Origin of the sequence: Roseovarius sp. MMSF_3281 (assembly GCF_030733685.1) — a bacterium.
Taxonomy (GTDB): domain Bacteria; phylum Pseudomonadota; class Alphaproteobacteria; order Rhodobacterales; family Rhodobacteraceae; genus Roseovarius.
Genome location: NZ_JASHIM010000015.1, coordinates 56,693 through 73,428 on the forward strand (window position 1 = coordinate 56,693; position 16,736 = coordinate 73,428).

General features: G+C 61.5%; 17 protein-coding genes. 14 read left to right on the forward strand and 3 right to left on the reverse strand.

Features of this window, described 5'->3' with window-relative positions; translation table 11 throughout:
- Positions 1 to 188: 188 nt before the first annotated feature.
- Entirely contained in the window at positions 189 to 665 is a 477-nt protein-coding gene (locus RBB32_RS14200; RefSeq protein WP_306153584.1) for a MarR family winged helix-turn-helix transcriptional regulator, read from the reverse strand.
- A gap of 234 nt (positions 666 to 899) precedes the next feature.
- On the opposite strand from RBB32_RS14200, the gene ectA reads away from it, so the two are divergent.
- The 10 genes from ectA (at position 900) to RBB32_RS14250 (ending at position 11,030) form a co-directional block, all read left to right on the forward strand.
- On the forward strand, positions 900 to 1,430 hold the full coding sequence (ectA, locus tag RBB32_RS14205) for a diaminobutyrate acetyltransferase (RefSeq protein ID WP_306153586.1): 531 nt from the start codon (positions 900 to 902) through the stop codon (positions 1,428 to 1,430).
- A gap of 43 nt (positions 1,431 to 1,473) precedes the next feature.
- Positions 1,474 to 2,766, forward strand: a complete 1,293-nt coding sequence (ectB, locus tag RBB32_RS14210; RefSeq protein WP_306153588.1) for a diaminobutyrate--2-oxoglutarate transaminase — start codon at positions 1,474 to 1,476, stop codon at positions 2,764 to 2,766.
- 4 nt (positions 2,767 to 2,770) lie between these two features.
- Positions 2,771 to 3,163 (forward strand): ectoine synthase, encoded by a 393-nt coding sequence (locus tag RBB32_RS14215; RefSeq protein WP_306153590.1) that lies wholly within the window; start codon positions 2,771 to 2,773, stop codon positions 3,161 to 3,163.
- Positions 3,164 to 3,207: 44 nt separating this feature from the next.
- Positions 3,208 to 4,650 carry an aspartate kinase gene (locus tag RBB32_RS14220; RefSeq protein WP_306153592.1) on the forward strand — a complete coding sequence of 481 codons (1,443 nt, stop codon included), beginning with the start codon at positions 3,208 to 3,210 and terminating at the stop codon, positions 4,648 to 4,650.
- 154 nt (positions 4,651 to 4,804) lie between these two features.
- Positions 4,805 to 5,752 carry an ABC transporter permease gene (locus RBB32_RS14225; protein ID WP_306153594.1) on the forward strand — a complete coding sequence of 316 codons (948 nt, stop codon included), beginning with the start codon at positions 4,805 to 4,807 and terminating at the stop codon, positions 5,750 to 5,752.
- A complete protein-coding gene (locus RBB32_RS14230) occupies positions 5,749 to 6,564 on the forward strand; it encodes an ABC transporter permease (protein WP_306153596.1) in 816 nt (271 codons plus the stop codon). Before RBB32_RS14225 ends, RBB32_RS14230 begins: the two co-directional genes overlap by 4 nt.
- Positions 6,561 to 8,135, forward strand: a complete 1,575-nt coding sequence (locus tag RBB32_RS14235; protein WP_306153598.1) for an ABC transporter ATP-binding protein — start codon at positions 6,561 to 6,563, stop codon at positions 8,133 to 8,135. The genes RBB32_RS14230 and RBB32_RS14235 overlap by 4 nt, the downstream gene beginning before the upstream one ends.
- A 38-nt stretch (positions 8,136 to 8,173) precedes the next feature.
- Entirely contained in the window at positions 8,174 to 9,004 is an 831-nt protein-coding gene (locus RBB32_RS14240) for a hypothetical protein (protein ID WP_306153600.1), read from the forward strand.
- A complete protein-coding gene (locus RBB32_RS14245) occupies positions 9,004 to 10,185 on the forward strand; it encodes a winged helix-turn-helix domain-containing protein (RefSeq protein ID WP_306153602.1) in 1,182 nt (393 codons plus the stop codon). Before RBB32_RS14240 ends, RBB32_RS14245 begins: the two co-directional genes overlap by 1 nt.
- 104 nt (positions 10,186 to 10,289) lie before the next feature.
- Positions 10,290 to 11,030 (forward strand): SDR family oxidoreductase, encoded by a 741-nt coding sequence (locus RBB32_RS14250; protein ID WP_306153605.1) that lies wholly within the window; start codon positions 10,290 to 10,292, stop codon positions 11,028 to 11,030.
- 76 nt (positions 11,031 to 11,106) lie between these two features.
- Here RBB32_RS14250 and RBB32_RS14255 read toward each other — a convergent pair whose 3' ends face one another.
- Positions 11,107 to 12,066 carry an SIS domain-containing protein gene (locus RBB32_RS14255; RefSeq protein WP_306153607.1) on the reverse strand — a complete coding sequence of 320 codons (960 nt, stop codon included), beginning with the start codon at positions 12,064 to 12,066 and terminating at the stop codon, positions 11,107 to 11,109.
- A 116-nt stretch (positions 12,067 to 12,182) separates the two neighbouring features.
- On the opposite strand from RBB32_RS14255, the gene RBB32_RS14260 reads away from it, so the two are divergent.
- Positions 12,183 to 13,403, forward strand: coding sequence for a CynX/NimT family MFS transporter (locus RBB32_RS14260; protein ID WP_306153609.1), 1,221 nt, complete (start codon positions 12,183 to 12,185; stop codon positions 13,401 to 13,403).
- 122 nt (positions 13,404 to 13,525) lie between these two features.
- Here RBB32_RS14260 and RBB32_RS14265 read toward each other — a convergent pair whose 3' ends face one another.
- Positions 13,526 to 14,440 (reverse strand): rhodanese-related sulfurtransferase, encoded by a 915-nt coding sequence (locus RBB32_RS14265; protein ID WP_306153614.1) that lies wholly within the window; start codon positions 14,438 to 14,440, stop codon positions 13,526 to 13,528.
- A 113-nt stretch (positions 14,441 to 14,553) separates the two neighbouring features.
- Here RBB32_RS14265 and pncA point away from each other — a divergent pair, with 113 nt between their 5' ends.
- The 3 genes from pncA to RBB32_RS14280 are packed head-to-tail and all read left to right on the forward strand — an operon-like array spanning position 14,554 to position 16,525.
- A complete protein-coding gene (pncA, locus tag RBB32_RS14270) occupies positions 14,554 to 15,150 on the forward strand; it encodes a bifunctional nicotinamidase/pyrazinamidase (protein ID WP_306153616.1) in 597 nt (198 codons plus the stop codon).
- 3 nt (positions 15,151 to 15,153) lie between these two features.
- Entirely contained in the window at positions 15,154 to 15,741 is a 588-nt protein-coding gene (locus RBB32_RS14275; protein WP_306153618.1) for a uracil-DNA glycosylase family protein, read from the forward strand.
- The gene (locus RBB32_RS14280; RefSeq protein ID WP_306153620.1) at positions 15,734 to 16,525 is read left to right on the forward strand and encodes an SseB family protein; all 792 of its coding nucleotides are present in this window, start codon (positions 15,734 to 15,736) and stop codon (positions 16,523 to 16,525) included. The genes RBB32_RS14275 and RBB32_RS14280 overlap by 8 nt, the downstream gene beginning before the upstream one ends.
- Positions 16,526 to 16,736: the final 211 nt, after the last annotated feature.

The following is a 16,736-nucleotide window of genomic DNA, read 5'->3' on the forward strand; positions in this document are numbered from 1 at the left end:
TTGCCGAGGCTCCGTTAAGGGATGGTTAGCCCGATTTTGCATATTATGCCGGATTGGCGTGCAATATGCCAATAAATCTGGGCATTTTTATGCCCCGCCGGAAAAAATGCATTTGGTTTCGATCGGGGCCAGCCGCGGGCGCATATGCGGCTAGCTGTGCGGCTGTCTTCGGAGCGTGAGGAGCGGCTTTAGTGGGTGTGGTGGATGTCGCCCACGGCAAGGACCGGCGAGGCGTCGATTTCCTCGGCGTCCAGCATGCTGGCCACGCGTTCAAGCACGGCGACGATCATCGCCTGTTCCCACTCTTCCAAGCCTTCGAATTGCTTTACGTATTTCTGTTGCAGGGCGTCGGGTGCCGTCTGGACCTTGGAAAGCCCCAATTTGGTGATTTCAAGATCGGTTTGCCGGCGGTCGGTTTCGGACCTGTGGCGCGAGAGCAGGTCTTTTGCTTCGAGTTTCTTGATCAGCGATGAGACCGTCGCCATCGTCACGCCCATGCGGTTGGACAATTCGGTTGGCGTCGCGTGGCCCTTTTCCGCGACAATTTGCAACACCCGAAGCTGTACGGCCGTCAAACCGGCGTCGCGCGCCAGGTTCTTGGCATACATTTCGGTGGCGCGCAGGATGCGGCGCAGGGCGATGAGGCTGATGTCTGTGCGGTCCACGTCAAGCTCCAGATAAGGCCTTGTAAACTTACCCGATTTTCCCGTTTCCGCAATCCGGCCATTTGGTACGTTGGTTTTACTAACTAAGTTTCTCATGCGGAGTATATAGGTATTAAGGCTATAATGTGCAAATTTCGGCCGATTACGCCATTGATGAGTTAATTTACTTAGCCTCTTGAAATTTCGCGTGCGAGACGTATTATTAGCCTATCTAACAAAAAGGGATCTAGCGCCGTGCATAGTATTCAAGGATCGAAACCGAACAAGGAACTGACCTTTCGCAAACCATTGCGTGAGGACGGGGCAGCGATTTGGGATTTGATCTCGTCCTGCCATCCGCTTGATGAAAACTCGATGTACTGCAACCTGATCCAGTGTGATCATTTCGGCGATACCTGTATCGTGGCGGAAATGGACGGAGACATGGTTGGCTGGATCTCGGCCTACATCATGCCGAGCGACCCCGAGACGCTGTTTGTCTGGCAGGTGGCCGTATCTTCGAAGGCGCGTGGCAAGGGCCTTGGGTCGCGCATGCTGACCGAGCTTGTTGATCGGGAAGAGTGCAAGGAGGTGAATCGCCTTCAAACCACGATCACCCTGAACAACGATGCGTCCTGGGCGCTGTTCGGCCGCTTTTCGAAGTCGCAGAACGGCAAACTGCGCAGTGAGCCGCATTATACCCGTGAAGACCATTTTGACGGACGTCACGCGACGGAACACATGGTTACAATCGAATTCGCCGAGGAGCTGAAGCGCGCCGCCTAATCGCCTGCGCCAGCCCTCAACTCTCCTAACCAAAGGATCTATCATGTCGACTGACACGTCAGCCGAAACTTCTATTTTCACCCGCCGGGAATCCGAGGCGCGCAGCTATTGCCGCAGCTTCGAGGCGGTGTTCACGAAAGCCAAGGGCGCGGAACTGACCGACGCCGAAGGCCGGACCTATATCGACTTTCTCGCCGGGTGTTCATCGCTCAACTATGGGCACAACGACACGGATATGAAGCAGGCGCTTGTCGAGCATATCGCTGGCGATGGCATTGCCCATGGCCTGGATATGTATACCAGCGAAAAGGCCAGCTTTCTGAAGGCCTACGAGGAGAACGTCCTCAAGCCCCGTGGCATGGACTACAAGGTGATGATGACCGGCCCGACTGGCACGAACGCCGTAGAGGCGGCGATGAAGCTGGCCCGGAAGGTCACCGGCCGCCGCAACGTGGTGGCATTCACCAACGGGTTCCACGGCATGACCATGGGGGCTCTGTCGCTGACCGGGAACGCCGGGAAGCGCGCCGGGGCCGGTGGCGGATCGCTGGCCGATGTGACGCATTTGCCCTTTGATGGCGCGCTTGGCGAGGGCGTGGATACACTTTCGCAGATCGAGTGGATGTTCGATAATCCCTCGTCCGGCGTGGACGCGCCCGCCGCCTTCATCTTTGAGCCCGTGCAGGGCGAGGGCGGGCTGAATGCCGCATCGAACGAATGGATGCAGGGCGTGGCCCGTCTGGCCAAGAAGCTGGGTGCGCTGCTGATCGTGGACGATATCCAATCGGGCTGTGGCCGGACCGGCGCCTATTTCGGCTTCGAAGAGGCCGGGATTGAGCCCGACATGATCACGCAGGCAAAATCGCTGTCGGGCTTCGGCCTGCCGTTTGCCGCGCTGTTGATCAAGCCCGAGCACGATATCTGGAAGCCCGCCGAGCACAACGGTACCTTCCGGGGCAATACCCATGCCTTCGTGACGGGCCGCGTTGCGCTTGAGAAATTCTGGAGCGACGACAGCTTCCAGAACGAAGTGCAGCACAAGTCGGCCATTCTGACCGCCGGGTTGCAGGCGATCGCCGATGTCTTGCCCGAGGCACGCCTCAAGGGGCGTGGCATGATGCAGGGTGTCGATGTGGGCTCGGGCGAATTGGCCGGTGATATCTGTGGTCGTGCCTTCGACAAGGGTCTGATCATCGAGACATCGGGGGCGCATGACGAGGTGGTCAAGGTCCTGGCACCGCTGACCATTGAGGAAGAGACACTGCGCAAGGGTCTGAACATCCTGCTGGATGCAACCCGCGATGCGACTGTGAACACGAAGATTGCAGCGGAGTAACGCAATGATTGTCAGAGATTTCGACGACGTGGTGAAAGCCGGTAATTCGGTCTCGGACGCAGATTGGACATCTGTCCGGATGCTGCTTGCCGACGATGGAATGGGGTTTTCGTTCCATATCACTTTCCTGCACGAAGGCAGCGAGCATACTTTCGAGTATAAGAACCACTTCGAAAGCGTCTATTGCATTCAGGGTAAAGGCTCGATCACCGATCTGGCGACCGGGGAAACCCACCAGATCAAGCCGGGCACCATGTATGCCCTGAATGAACATGATCGCCACGTCCTGCGGGCCGAAGAGGAACTTGTCATGGCCTGCGTTTTCAACCCGCCCGTGACCGGCAAGGAGGTTCATCGCGAAGATGGATCCTATGCCGCGCCGGAAGAGGTTTCCTGAACACACAGAGGCTTTCTGGGGCGCAAGCCCCGGAATGAACTTTTATGACTTTTGAGAATCACACCGTCGAAAAGATCGGTGGTACATCCATGTCGCGGCTTAATGAGCTTGTCGACACCTTGTTCAAGCGCGATGAACCCTCGAAGATTTACAACCGCGTTTTCGTGGTGTCGGCCTTTGGCGGCATCACCAACCTGTTGTTGGAGCACAAGAAATCGGGCGAGGCGGGGGTTTACGCCTGTTTTGCCAATGACGAGGACGATCACGGCTGGCTTGATGCGCTGTCCAAGGTGGCAACGGGAATGCGCCAAGCCCATGCCGCGGTTCTGTCGAATGCCGCGGATATCAGCGATGCCGATGATTTTGTCCGCGACCGGGTTGAAGGCGCGCGCAGTTGCCTGATCGACCTGCAGCGCCTGTGTTCCTACGGTCATTTCCGTCTGAGCGAGCACATGATGCTGACGCGTGAATTGCTGTCGGGTCTGGGCGAGGCGCATTCGGCTTACGTGACCACGCTGGCCCTGCGCCGTGAAGGAATCGATGCGCGGTTTGTTGACCTCAGCGGCTGGCGCGACGAGCGCGAGATGACGCTGGATGAACGTATCCGCGACGGTTTCGCCGATGTGGACCCGGCCAGGGAATTGCCCATCGTCACCGGTTATGCCCAGTGCAAAGAGGGCCTGATGGCCGAATTCGACCGGGGTTATTCCGAGGTGACCTTTAGCCGGATCGCGGCCCTGACAGCCGCGCGCGAGGCGATCATTCACAAGGAGTTCCACCTGTCTTCGGCGGATCCCAACCTTGTGGAAGGAGAGGTGCACAAGCTGGGCCATACGAATTACGACGTGGCCGATCAGCTTTCGAACATGGGGATGGAGGCGATTCACCCCAAGGCGGCCAAGACCCTGCGTCAGGCCGACGTGCCGCTGCGCGTCACCAACGCCTTTGAGCCGCATGACCCGGGCACCTTGATCGACGATCAGCCCGCCGAAACAGCGAGCGCCGAGATCGTGACCGGCCTTGATGTGCATGCGCTTGAACTTTTTGAGCAGGACATGGTGGGCGTCAAAGGCTATGATGCCAAGATCCTTGAACTGCTCACGCGGCATGGCTTGCGGATTGTCTCGAAGACCTCGAACGCCAACACGATCACGCACTATGTGGATGCGCCTTTGCGCGATATTCGCAAGGTGGAACGCGATCTGAATGCCGTGTATCCTAGCGCCGAATTGACGATCCAGCCGCTGGCAATTGCATCGGTCATCGGGCGGGATCTGTCGGGCCTCAAGGCCCTGGCCAATGGTTTGAAGGCGCTTGCGCAGGCGGATGTGGATGTCATTTCGGCGCATCACACAACCCGCGCCGTCGATGTGCAATTCGTCGTGCCGCGCAAGGATTTGTCGCAATCGATCAGCGCGTTGCACGGGGCTTTTTTCCAAGAGGGGGAAACGCCGGAGGTTGCGCCCGAGGCACGTAAAGCCGCGTGATCCAAGCGTTTCGTGACGCATTTTGAAGGCCCCGCCATGACATGTGGCGGGGCCTTTTGCCTGCGCCCCCCTTAACAAGTTCTTCATGCAGCGCCATAAAGGGGGCAATGGAACCGGGGCGCGTGGATGACGCAATGTTGAAAGGCCAAGGCTGATGCTGCGCTATGCCGGGCGGCGGCTTTTTTCTTTGGCGGTGTCGCTGTGGGTGGCAAGCCTTGTGATCTTCCTTGCACTGGAGATCGTGCCGGGCGATCCGGCGGCCTATATGCTGGGGATCAATGCGCAGGAGGATACGCTTGCGGCGCTGCGCGAGGAACTGGGCCTGAATGGCAGCCCAATGGAGCGCTATCTTGCGTGGATCGGCGGGATGTTTCAGGGGGATTTCGGCACCTCCTATACCTATCGCACACCGGTGTCCGAGATGATTGCCGACAGGCTTTGGGTAAGCTTGCCCTTGGCGCTTTTTGCCTTGGCGCTGTCGACGCTGATTGCCTTTCCGGCGGGTATTTTGGCCGCGCGCAACCGGGGTTCGGTTGTTGATGTGGCGATCATGGGCGGCACGCAATTGGGCGTGGCGATTCCGAATTTCTGGTTCGCGATGTTGATGGTGCTTGTCTTTGCCATCAACCTGCGCTGGTTCAGCGCCGGGGGCTTTCCGGGATGGAGCGAGGGGATTGGCCCGGCCCTGAAGGCGCTGACCCTGCCCGCCATTGCGCTTGCCTTGCCACAGGCCAGTATCTTGGCGCGGGTCATGCGCTCGGCCCTGTTGGATACCTTGGGCGAGGATTACATCCGCACCGCCCGCGCCAAGGGCCTTACACAGGGACAGGCCCTGCGCCGTCATGCCCTGCGCAATGCGCTTATTCCGGTGCTGACGATCATCGGGTTGCAGTTTTCCTTCCTGCTGGCGGGCGCGATCATCATCGAGAATGTCTTTTACCTGCCCGGTCTTGGCCGCTTGGTGTTCCAAGCGATCAGCGCGCGGGACTTGATCGTGGTGGAGTCGGTCGTGATGCTTCTGGTCTTTGCCGTCATCATGGTGAATTTCGCGGTCGACATCGCCTATGCCTGGGTCGATCCACGGCTAAGGGGGCGCAGATGAAGGCAAGCCTTTGGATCGGGGCCTTGATTTCCGCGCTTGTCACCGGGGCGGCGCTTTTGTCGTTCCTTTGGGTGCCGCATGATATCGAGGCGCTTGATATCGCCAATAAAATCAAGCCGCCCTCGGGCGCGCATCTTCTGGGCACCGATCATTTCGGGCGCGATATCCTTTCGATGCTGATGGTGGGCGCGCGCACCTCGATTGCCGTGGCGATTGTCGCGGTTGTGATCGGGATGGGCTTTGGCGTGCCACTTGGGCTGGCCGCTGCCGCGCGGCAGGGGGGCTGGATGGACGAGGTGATCATGCGCGGCAATGATTTGATCTTTGCCTTTCCCAGCCTGCTGATTGCGATCATGATCACCGCCGTCTTCGGGGCAGGCGCGGTGAATGCCATCATTGCCATCGGTATTTTCAATATTCCGGTCTTTGCAAGGCTTTCGCGCGGTGCGGCCCTGTCGCTCTGGACACGCGATTACGTGCTTGCGGCACGGGTGGCGGGCAAGGGGCGCCTGCGGATCAGTGCCGAGCATATCCTGCCCAATCTGGCCAACCTGTTGATCGTGCAGGGCACCATTCAGTTCAGCCTTGGTATCCTGGCCGAGGCGGCGCTGAGCTATGTCGGCCTTGGGGCGCAGCCGCCTGTGCCAAGCTGGGGCCGGATGCTGGCCGATAGCCAGACGATGATCTCGTTCGCGCCGCATATGGCGCTGTTTCCGGGGCTGGCGATCCTGCTGACAGTGCTGGGGCTGAACCTGATGGGGGATGGCTTGCGCGATTGGTTGGACCCGCGACTGGCGAGGGATGCGCGATGAGCCTTCTGGAAATCGAGAACCTGAGGCTTGGTATCGGTGCGGTCGAGATCCTGAACGATGTCAGCCTTGCGGTGACGGCAGGGGAAATCCTTGGTGTCATCGGCGAGTCGGGCAGCGGCAAGTCTATGACAGCGCTGTCGGTCATGCAGCTATTGCCGCGCGGGGCGGGATGTTCGGGGCGTATCACTTTGAATGGTCACGATGTTCTTGCGATGCGCGAGGCCGAGATGTGCGGCCTGCGTGGTCAAGAGGTGGGCATGGTGTTCCAAGAGCCAATGACGGCCTTGAACCCGCTGCAAACCATCGGCGACCAGGTGGCCGAGACCATCCTGATCCACGAGGACGCAAGCCGCGCCGAGGCGATGGAGCGCGCGCACGAGGTCCTGCGCCGGGTCGATCTGCCGCCCGGGCGCGTGGCGCCGTCACGCTATCCGCATGAATTGTCCGGCGGGCAGCGGCAAAGGGTGTGCATCGCCATGGCCATCGCCTTGCGGCCCAGGCTGCTTATTGCCGATGAGCCGACGACGGCCTTGGATGTGACCACGCAGGCCGAGGTGTTGCGCCTTTTGAAGCGTCTGGTTGCCGAGGATGGCATGGGCCTTTTGCTGATCAGCCACGATCTGGGCGTGGTGGCGGATATGGCCGACAAGATCGCCATCATGCAGCATGGCCGGGTTGTTGAGACCGGGCGGTTCAGTGACCTGCGAGACCCCTATTCGCTGGCCTTGATGGAGGCCTCGGACCACAAGCCCGACCGCGCGGGGCACGCCGGCGAGACCCCGGTTTTGTCGGTGCGCGAGGTGGTGCGCGACTATCCCACGCCGCGGCAAGGGTGGCTTGGCAAGCCGGGCCTGTTTCGTGCGGTGGATCATATCAGTTTCGACATTCAGCGCGGCGAAAACCTTGGGCTGGTGGGCGAATCCGGCTGCGGAAAATCCACCTTGGCCCGCGCCATCCTGGGCTTGGAGGAAGTGCAGGCAGGGGCGATCACCTTGGATGGGCAGCCGGTGTTCGACGGCCACCAAGCCAACCGTGCGGTGCGGCGGCGCATGCAAGTGGTGTTCCAAGACCCATACGGCAGCTTCAACCCGCGATGGACCGTCGGGCGGTCGGTGGCGGAACCTTTCCACCTTTTGGATGACCCGCCCAAGGGCGCGGCGCGCGAGGCGGCGGTGGTAGAGGCGCTTGAAAATGTCGGGTTGTCCGGCAAGGACAGGCAGAAGTATATCCACGAGTTTTCCGGCGGTCAGCGGCAGCGCATCGCGCTGGCCCGCGCCCTCATTATCCGGCCCGATTTGATTATCCTGGACGAGGCGGTGAGTGCCTTGGATGTGCAGGTGCGCGCCCGGATGCTGGACCTTTTGGCGGATCTGAGTGACCGCCTGTCGCTTACCTATCTTTTTATCAGTCATGACCTGAGCGTGGTGCGCAATGTGACCGACAGGGTCTTGGTCATGCAGGGGGGCAAGATCGTGGAGGAAGGCGAGACCGAGGCGGTCTTTGTCGCGCCTCGGCACCCCTATACCCGGCAGTTGATCGAGGCGGCGCCACGGTTGCCGAAAACCGCGTAACACGCAGCTTTGTGTTGCGCCGGGGCGGGGGGTGCGGGATGCTGGACGCCAGCAATCGCCTTGTGCCGGAAGGATCGTACCACATGCCGTTGAAGCCATTGATCGCCGCCGTCTTCCTGGGGCTCGTCACCATGGCTGGCGTGGGTATGGCCCAAACCGCCCGGGAAAGCCGTGAGGAAATCATTGATCTTCTTGGCCGTCTGCCCGATATCGCGCCGCTGCGCGATCAACTGATCGAACAGGGGTTTCGTGGTGAAAAACTTGCGCTGGTCGAGGAACACACCCGCCTGATGATGAACGACAGGGTGGTCGCGGGATATATCGCCGACAGGCTGATCGCGCTTTACGACGGGGATTTGTCCGCGGGTGTCGCCACGGAGGGCCTTGTTGCGCCGCTTTATGATAGCGGGGTCACTCATCTGAGCCTGCCCGAGATGCGGTTTTTCCATCAAATGCAGCGGGCCTTGCTGGACGCTATGAGCCAGCGAAACTGCGGCCTTATCGTCAAGGGGCAAATGCGGCCCCAGCGCATGGAGGATACTTTGGGGCGTGCGGAAACACGGTTTAGCCTCAAGACCCTGCGCACCTATTACCGCATTCAGCGCAAGGCGGTGCGGCTGGGCGTGACGCGCGCGCCCAGACAGTTGAGCCCAAGGGATCACGCCCGCACGGAGCGCAGAATCGCCCAAGCCCTACGAGAGCGCGTGCAGTCGCAGGAGAATTCACGGGGATTGACGCGCACCTTGGATAATCTGGCGGGTGCAAGACCGGCAGCGGCCTGTGCGGCCGGGAAGCTTTTTGCCGATGTGATTCTTGAAATGGAGGGTAAAGACCTTCGCCAAGCGCTTTTGTATCTTGGGAGATTGTAGTGGCATCGCTTGAGATACCGAACCGCCAGGCGCGTTGGTTGTGGTTACGTGCAAATGGCCTTTCGCAACCGCCCACCGGCCCGTTGGACGTTTTGCAGATCATCCGCGATCTGGGATTCGTGCACATTGATACAGTGCGCAACGTCACTCGCGCGCATAATCATATCCTGTGGTCGCGCAATCAAAACTACCGCGAGGGGATGCTTTGGGTGCTGTTGGAGAACCGCCAGTTATTCGAGCATTTCACACATGACGCCTCGCTTATTCCCGTGCATGTCTTGCCGCTTTGGCGACGGCAGTTTCAGCGCTTGGGCGAAAAGGCAGCGCGGGGCGCGTGGTTGCAATCGGGACTGGGCCGGGCGGAACTTGAGAATATACGCAAGCGTATTGAGCTGGAAGGCCCGCTTTCGACCCATGCTTTCGAGAGCGGCGCGCGGGGCAAGGAGATGTGGGCGCGGCCACCGCATAAGAAGGCTTTGGATCAGATGTGGTATGCCGGGGAATTGGCCACCAGCCATCGCCAGAACTTTGTCAAGTTTTACGATCTGGGCGAGCGGGTGTTTCCCACGCGGTTCGATGCAGCGGAAGAGGACGGGCAGGCCCTTGATAAATTGCACGAATCCGCCGTGGACCGATTGGCGATTGCCACACCGGGCGAGGTGCAGCGATTTTGGGATGCAAGTTCAGCCGCCGAGGTGCGAGAGTGGGTATCAGCGGCGAACATGGTCCCCGTTCGCGTGCAGTCGGCAGACGGCACATGGCGCGAGGCATGGGGCGCTTGGGATATAGAGGCTCGGTTGGCGCGCCTGTCACAGCCCGGGAAGCGCCTGAGGTTGCTTAATCCTTTTGACCCGGCCATACGTGACCGTATGCGCCTTGAGCGCCTGTTTGGCTTTGAATACCGCAACGAGATGTTCGTACCACAGGCCAAGCGGCGGTGGGGGTATTACGTTTATCCTTTGCTTGAGGGGGACCGCTTTGTCGGGCGGGTGGAATTGAAGGCCGATCGCACCAAAGGCTGGCTAAGAGTGAGCGGGTTTTGGCCGGAACCGGGCGTAAAGTGGCCCGACACGCGAGTTGAGAAATTGCACCGGGAATTGCAGAGATTTGCGCGCCTGGCGGGGCTGCGTGAGGTAAGGCTGGGCAGATTGGCCGAAACAGCGGCGCAGAACGCGGTTTAGAAATTGCGGGAGTCATGGGCGCATTCCATTGGCCTTGTGCCCGGGTCCAACAAGATTCAGCGAGAGACATTCAAGAAGCGCGATAAAATGCGAGGAGGAGAGAGATGCGGCTGAAAGGGAAGACGGCCATCGTGACGGGCGGTGCCAGCGGCTTTGGCGAAGGGATCGTACGCAAGTTTCTGGCGGAAGGCGCGCAGGTGATAATCGCCGATATCAACGGCGACGCGGCACAGGCGTTGGCCGAGGAACTGGGCGCGGTGGCCGCGACCGTCGATGTCTCGGACGGGGCCAGTGTTCAGGCCATGGCCGACGTCGCGCAGGGCGCTTTTGGCCTGCCCGATATCGTGGTGAATAATGCGGGTGTCACGCACCTGCCGCAGATGATGGAATATGTCACCGAAGAGGATTTCGACCGGGTTTTCACGGTGAACTGCAAATCAATTTACCTTGTGGCACGTGCCTTGGTGCCGGGGATGAAGGCGCGCGGCAGCGGCGTGATCCTGAATGTCGCCTCCACGGCCGGGGTGAGCCCGCGCCCGAAGCTTAACTGGTATAATGCCTCGAAGGGGTGGGTGAACACGGCGACCAAGGCCATGGCGGTGGAACTGGCGCCCGAGGGCATTCGGGTCAACGCGTTGAACCCGGTAGCGGGAGAGACCCCGCTTCTGGCCAGTTTCATGGGCGAGGATACCCCCGAGATGCGCGCCAAGTTCCTGTCGACCATCCCCTTGGGGCGCTTTTCGACGTCCGAGGATATGGGCAATGCCGCAGCCTACCTTTGCAGCGATGAGGCAGGCATGATCACCGGCGTCTGCATGGAGGTAGACGGCGGGCGGTGCATTTGACCGGGCCGCTGCGCCGGTGGCAGGTGTTGGATGCCTCCGGCGGGAGTATTTTGGGAAAGATGAAGAAGGGGGCGTTTCAGGCCACCCCGGCGCGCAGGGCGTCGTGGATATGGACGAGGCCGCGAAGGGTGCCGTCATCGTCCACCGCGAAAAGCGCGCTGATCTTATTGGCGTTCATCACGCCGAGGGCTTCTGAGAGCAGTGCTTCGGGGACGATGGTGCGGGGGCCGCGGGTGGCGACCTCACCTGCCGTGCGGGACATCAGCGCATCGAGGTTGCGGCGCAAGTCGCCATCGGTGATGACGCCCGTCAGGCGGCCGTCTGTGACGAGCGCGGCGACGCCGAAGCCCTTGGCGGTCATTTCCAGCAGCGTGTCACCCATGGGGGTGTCCTCGGCCACTACGGGCAGGTCGGTGCCGGTGTGCATTACCGAGGAGACCTTGAGCAGTTGCGCGCCCAAGGTGCCGCCGGGGTGAAAAGCGAGGAAGTTTTCCCGTTCGAACCCGCGCAGGCGCATGAGCGCCACGGCAAGCGCATCGCCCAGTGCCATGGTGCAGGTGGTCGAGGTGGTCGGCGCCATGCCAATCGCGCAGGCCTCGGGGGCGTTGGGCAGTTGCAGCAGGTGGTCGGCTTGTGTGGCCAGCGTGCTTTGCGCCTTCTTGGTAATGGCGATGAGCGGGATCGCGAAACGGCGGGTATGGGCGATGATATCGGCCAGTTCGCGGGTCTCGCCCGAATTGGAAATCAGGATCACGGCATCCTGCCCGGTGATCATGCCAAGATCGCCGTGGCTGGCCTCGCCCGGATGGACGTATTGCGCGGGCGTTCCCGTGCTGGCCATGGTGGCGGCGATTTTTGCCGCGACATGGCCGGATTTGCCCATGCCCGATACGATGACCCGGCCCGGCACGCCAAGCAGGTCGTTCACCACCTTATCGAAGGCGGGGGGCAGATCATCGCGCATGGTGATCAGGGCCTGCCCTTCGGTTTCAAGGACGTCGCGGGCGATGGTGCTTGGGCTTGGTTTGTCGGGCATGAGACTCGGGGTTCGAATTGGATTTGCCCGAAGGCATACCCCGCCCGCGCTTTCGCGCCAAGCCCTGCCGCAAATCGGGCTGGTCCTTGCCTTGGGCTGCGGCTAACGTCGCGGGTATGACAGGGCCTGAAATTCTGGATAGCCGTTACGCGTGGATGCGCCTTGCCGTGTCGTTGCTGATTGCGACGGTGGGCAATGTCGGCATGTGGTCGATCATCGTGGTGATGCCGACGATGCAGTCGGAATTCGGGATCGACCGGGCCGAGGCGTCATTGCCCTATACCATGACGATGGTGGGTTTTGCCTTGGGCAATTTCGGGATCGGGCGGATCGTGGACCGGTTCGGCGTGACGACCGCCCTTATTGGCGCGGCGGTGATGATATCGGGGGCGACGGGTTTGGCGGCGATCAGCCCCTCGGTGGTCATCGTTTCGATTTTGCAGGTGGTGATCGGCTTTGGCACGGCGGCGAGTTTCGGGCCATTGATCGCCGATGTCTCGCTTTGGTTCCTGAAACGGCGCGGCATTGCCGTGGCGATCACGGCCAGCGGCAACTACATCTCGGGCGCGTTCTGGCCCGTGGTTCTGGCCGGTATCCTGGCCGAGGAGGGCTGGCGCGCGGTGTACCTTGTGCTGGCTGTGGTGACCCTGGTCGTGATGGTGCCCTTGTCATTGATGTTGCGGCGGCGGGTGCCTTTGGCGGCGCGGGACCATGCTGACGGGGTCTCGAACCTAAGGGCGCAGGCGGCGGGGTTTTCGCCGCGCGCCTTGATGCTGTTGCTGGGGATTGCCGGGGTCGGCTGTTGCGTGGCGATGTCGATGCCGCAGGTGCATATCGTCAGCCTTTGCGTGGACATGGGTTATGGCCCCGCCGTGGGCGGCCAGATGCTATCGCTGATGTTGTTGGGGGGTGTCGGCTCGCGCCTGGTGTCGGGGCTTTTGGCCGATAAGCTGGGCGGCGTGAAAACGCTTTTGCTGGGCTCGGTGTTGCAGTGTTTGGCGCTGTTCTTGTACTTGCCCGCCGGGGGGCTTGTTTCGCTTTACATGGTGAGTTTGGTCTTCGGCCTCGCACAGGGCGGGATCGTGCCCTCTTATGCCTTGGTGGTGCGCGAATACATGCCGAGTGCCGAGGCCGGGCGGCGGGTTGGTTTCGTGATGATGGCGACGATTGGCGGGATGGCCCTTGGTGGGTGGCTGTCGGGGTATATTTTCGACGTGACCGGCAGCTACCAGATGGCCTTTGTCAACGGGATCGTCTGGAACTTCCTGAACATCGGGATCATGGTGGTGATCCTGCTGCGGACGCGGCCCCGGCGGAGGGCGGCGGTGGCGGCGTGAGGTGCGTCAACATCCGCGGTTAGCCGCGCCAATGGCGACGCGCGCGTCGGCTTTGGCGCGGCGGGCCTGCGGCCCTTGATGCCGCGCCGGTGCATAGCCCCATCACCTACGCTTGGCCGCGCTTATTCCTCGTGCACCACCTTGATGTGCTTTTCGCCGCGCGCTTCGGCTAGGGCCATTTGCTTTTGGCGTTCGCGGAAGCGGTCTTTGGCCTCGTCGTCGGTTTCTTCAAAGCACTGGTGGCAGGAGACCCCGTGTTCGTATTCGGGGCGGTTCATGTCCTCGGGCAGGATCGGACGACGACAGGCAAAACACAGCTTATGCGGGCCTTCCTTGAGCCCATGGCCCACCGAAACCCGCCCGTCGAAGACGAAACACTCGCCTTGCCAAGTACTGTCCTCGGCAGGCACCTCTTCAAGGTATTTCAGGATACCGCCCTTGAGGTGATAGACCTCGTCCACCCCTTGGCCCAGCAGGTAGTTGGTGGATTTCTCACAGCGGATGCCGCCGGTGCAGAACATGGCGATGCGCTTGTTGTGGAAGCGGTCTTTGTTTTCTTCCCACCATGCGGGGAAGTCGCGGAAGCTGTCGGTTTCAGGGTCGATGGCGCCTTCAAACGTGCCGATGGCGACCTCGTAATCGTTGCGGGTGTCGATCACCGCCACGTCGGGCGAGCGGATCAGATCGTTCCATTCGGCGGGGTCGACGTAGTGGCCGACGCGGGCCTTGGGGTCGACATCGGGCTGGCCCATGGTGACGATCTCGCGCTTGAGGCGCACCTTGAGGCGGCGGAAGGGTTGTTCGGCGCTGCTGCTTTCCTTCCACTCCAGGTCGGCACAGCCGGGCAGGGCGCGGATATGCGCCAGCACCGCGTCGATGCCCGCACGGGGGCCGGCAATGGTGCCGTTGATCCCTTCGTTTGCCAAAAGGAGCGAGCCCGAGATGCCCTGCGCCAAGCACAGGTCGTAAAGCGGGCCGCGAATGGCGGCGGGATCGTCGAAGCGGGTGAAGTGGTAAAGGGCGGCGATGGTATACATGGGGCGGGGGATTACGCCCAGATGCGGCTTTAGGCAAGGGGACAAAGTGGCGCCATTGACGGGGCTGGGCCTGGGCCTTACCCCTTGATGGCAAAGCTTTAGGAGACCGCCCCATGACCCATGCCCTGATCGTGATCGACGTGCAGAATGATTTTTGTCCCGGCGGGGCCTTGGCGGTGGCGGGCGGCGATGAAATCGTGCCGGGGATCAACGCCTTGATGGCCGATTTTTCGGCGGTGATCCTGACGCAGGATTGGCACCCGGCGGGGCATTCCTCTTTCGCCAGCAGCCATGATGGTAAAGCGCCGTTCGAGACCACGGAAATGCCCTATGGAACGCAGGTTCTGTGGCCGGACCATTGTGTGCAGGGCAGTGAGGGGGCGGGTTTTCACGCGGAGCTTGAGACCACCCGCGCCGATGCGATCATTCGCAAGGGGTATAACCCGGCGATCGACAGTTATTCGGCGTTTTTCGAGAATGACCACGAGACACCCACGGGACTGCACGGGATGTTGCAGGAGCGCGGGATTGACCGGCTGACCATGGTGGGGCTGGCAACGGATTTCTGCGTGAACTTCTCGGCCGTGGATGCGGCGAAGCTGGGCTATGACGTGACCGTTGATCAGGCGCTGTGCCGGGCGATTGATCTGGAGGGCTCCTTGGCTGCCTCGCTTGAGGGGATGGCGCAGGCCGGGGTAACGCTGGCCTGATCCATGGGCGATCTGCCGCAAGAAATTTCCGCCTGCCGGATATGCGCCGAGCGATTTGCCGCGACACATACGGCCCATGAACCGCGCCCGGTGGTTTGGTTCAAACCCGGCGCGCGGCTGTTGATTGCGGGGCAGGCACCGGGGATGCGGGTGCATAAGTCGGGCAAGCCATTTGATGACCCGTCGGGGGATCGGTTGCGCGATTGGCTGGGCCTGAGCGAGGCGGAGTTTTACGATACAAGCCGCGTGGCGATTGTGCCGATGGCCTTTTGTTTTCCGGGCTATGACGCCAAGGGCAGTGACCTGCCGCCACCCAAGGTATGCGGGCAGACGTGGCATGACCGGGTGATGGAAAACCTTGAGAGCGTTGAGTTATCCATCATCGTCGGCGGCTATTCGCAGAAATACCACATGGGGGTGACGACCGGTGTGACCGAGACCGTCAAGGATTGGCGCGCCCATGCGCCGCGGCGTTTTCCCTTGCCGCACCCGTCGTGGCGCAATACCGCATGGCTGAAGAAAAACCCGTGGTTCGAGGCGGACCTTTTGCCGGTTCTGAAGGCGCGGGTGCGCGAGGTTATGGATGACTGAACAGACGCTTTTGGACCAGGCCCATGCGGCGATGGAGGCCGCGCCCGAGGACGAGGCCGCGCGCCTGCGGTTTTACGAGGTTCTGGCGGCCAGTGAGCTTTACTTGCTTCTGGCGGCGCAACCGGAGGGCGACAATGTCACGCCGGAGTTGTTCGAGGTGGGCGACGCGGGGTTCGTTCTGGTCTTTGATCGCGAGGAGCGGCTGGCGCAGTTCGTCGGGCGCAGCGCACCCTATGCCGCGCTGTCGGGCCGGGTTGTGGCCGGCATGCTGGCGGGTCAGGGCCTTGGCATGGGCGTGAACCTTGACGTGGCGCCCTCGTCCATCCTGTTGCCGCCCGAGGCCATGGCGTGGCTGGTTGAAACCGTGGGCGAAGCCCCGGCAGAGGTGGAGGCGCGGGCGCAGGAGTTCGCGCCGCCGCGTGGTTTGCCCGAGGGGTTGCTTACCGCCTTGGACGCGCGGCTGGCAGCGGCGGCCGGGCTGGCCGACATGGCCTATCTGGTGGAGACCACATACGACAGCGGGGCCAAGGGCCATTTGTTGGGCGTGGTCGATGCGGTGCCGGGGGCGGAAGGGTCGCTGGCGCGGTCCGTGTCCGAGGTGCTGCGGTTTTCCGGGCTGGAGGCGGCGGCGCTGGACGTGGGGTTTTTCCATAGCTCAGACCCGGTGGCGGCACGGCTGGCGCGGGTGGGGCTGCGGTTTGATTTGCCCAAGCCCGAGGCCCCGGCACAGGTGCCGGGATCGGCCCCGGGGCGCGATCCGGATAAGCCGCCGCGTTTGAAGTGAGGAGGCAAAGGCAGGTCGAAAAGTTCTGGGCGGAGGGCCATTGCCGTCAGCATCGGGTTTGTCGGTCAAAGCGTTACTGAACTGAGCCGCGCATTGACGGGCCGCGGTGCGGCGACCCACCCGTTGAGTTGATGCACTTTATCGCAGGACTGGCGCGCAACCTTTGATCTATGCGCAAAGAGCAAACCAATCGCCGTGCCGTAGGGGCGGC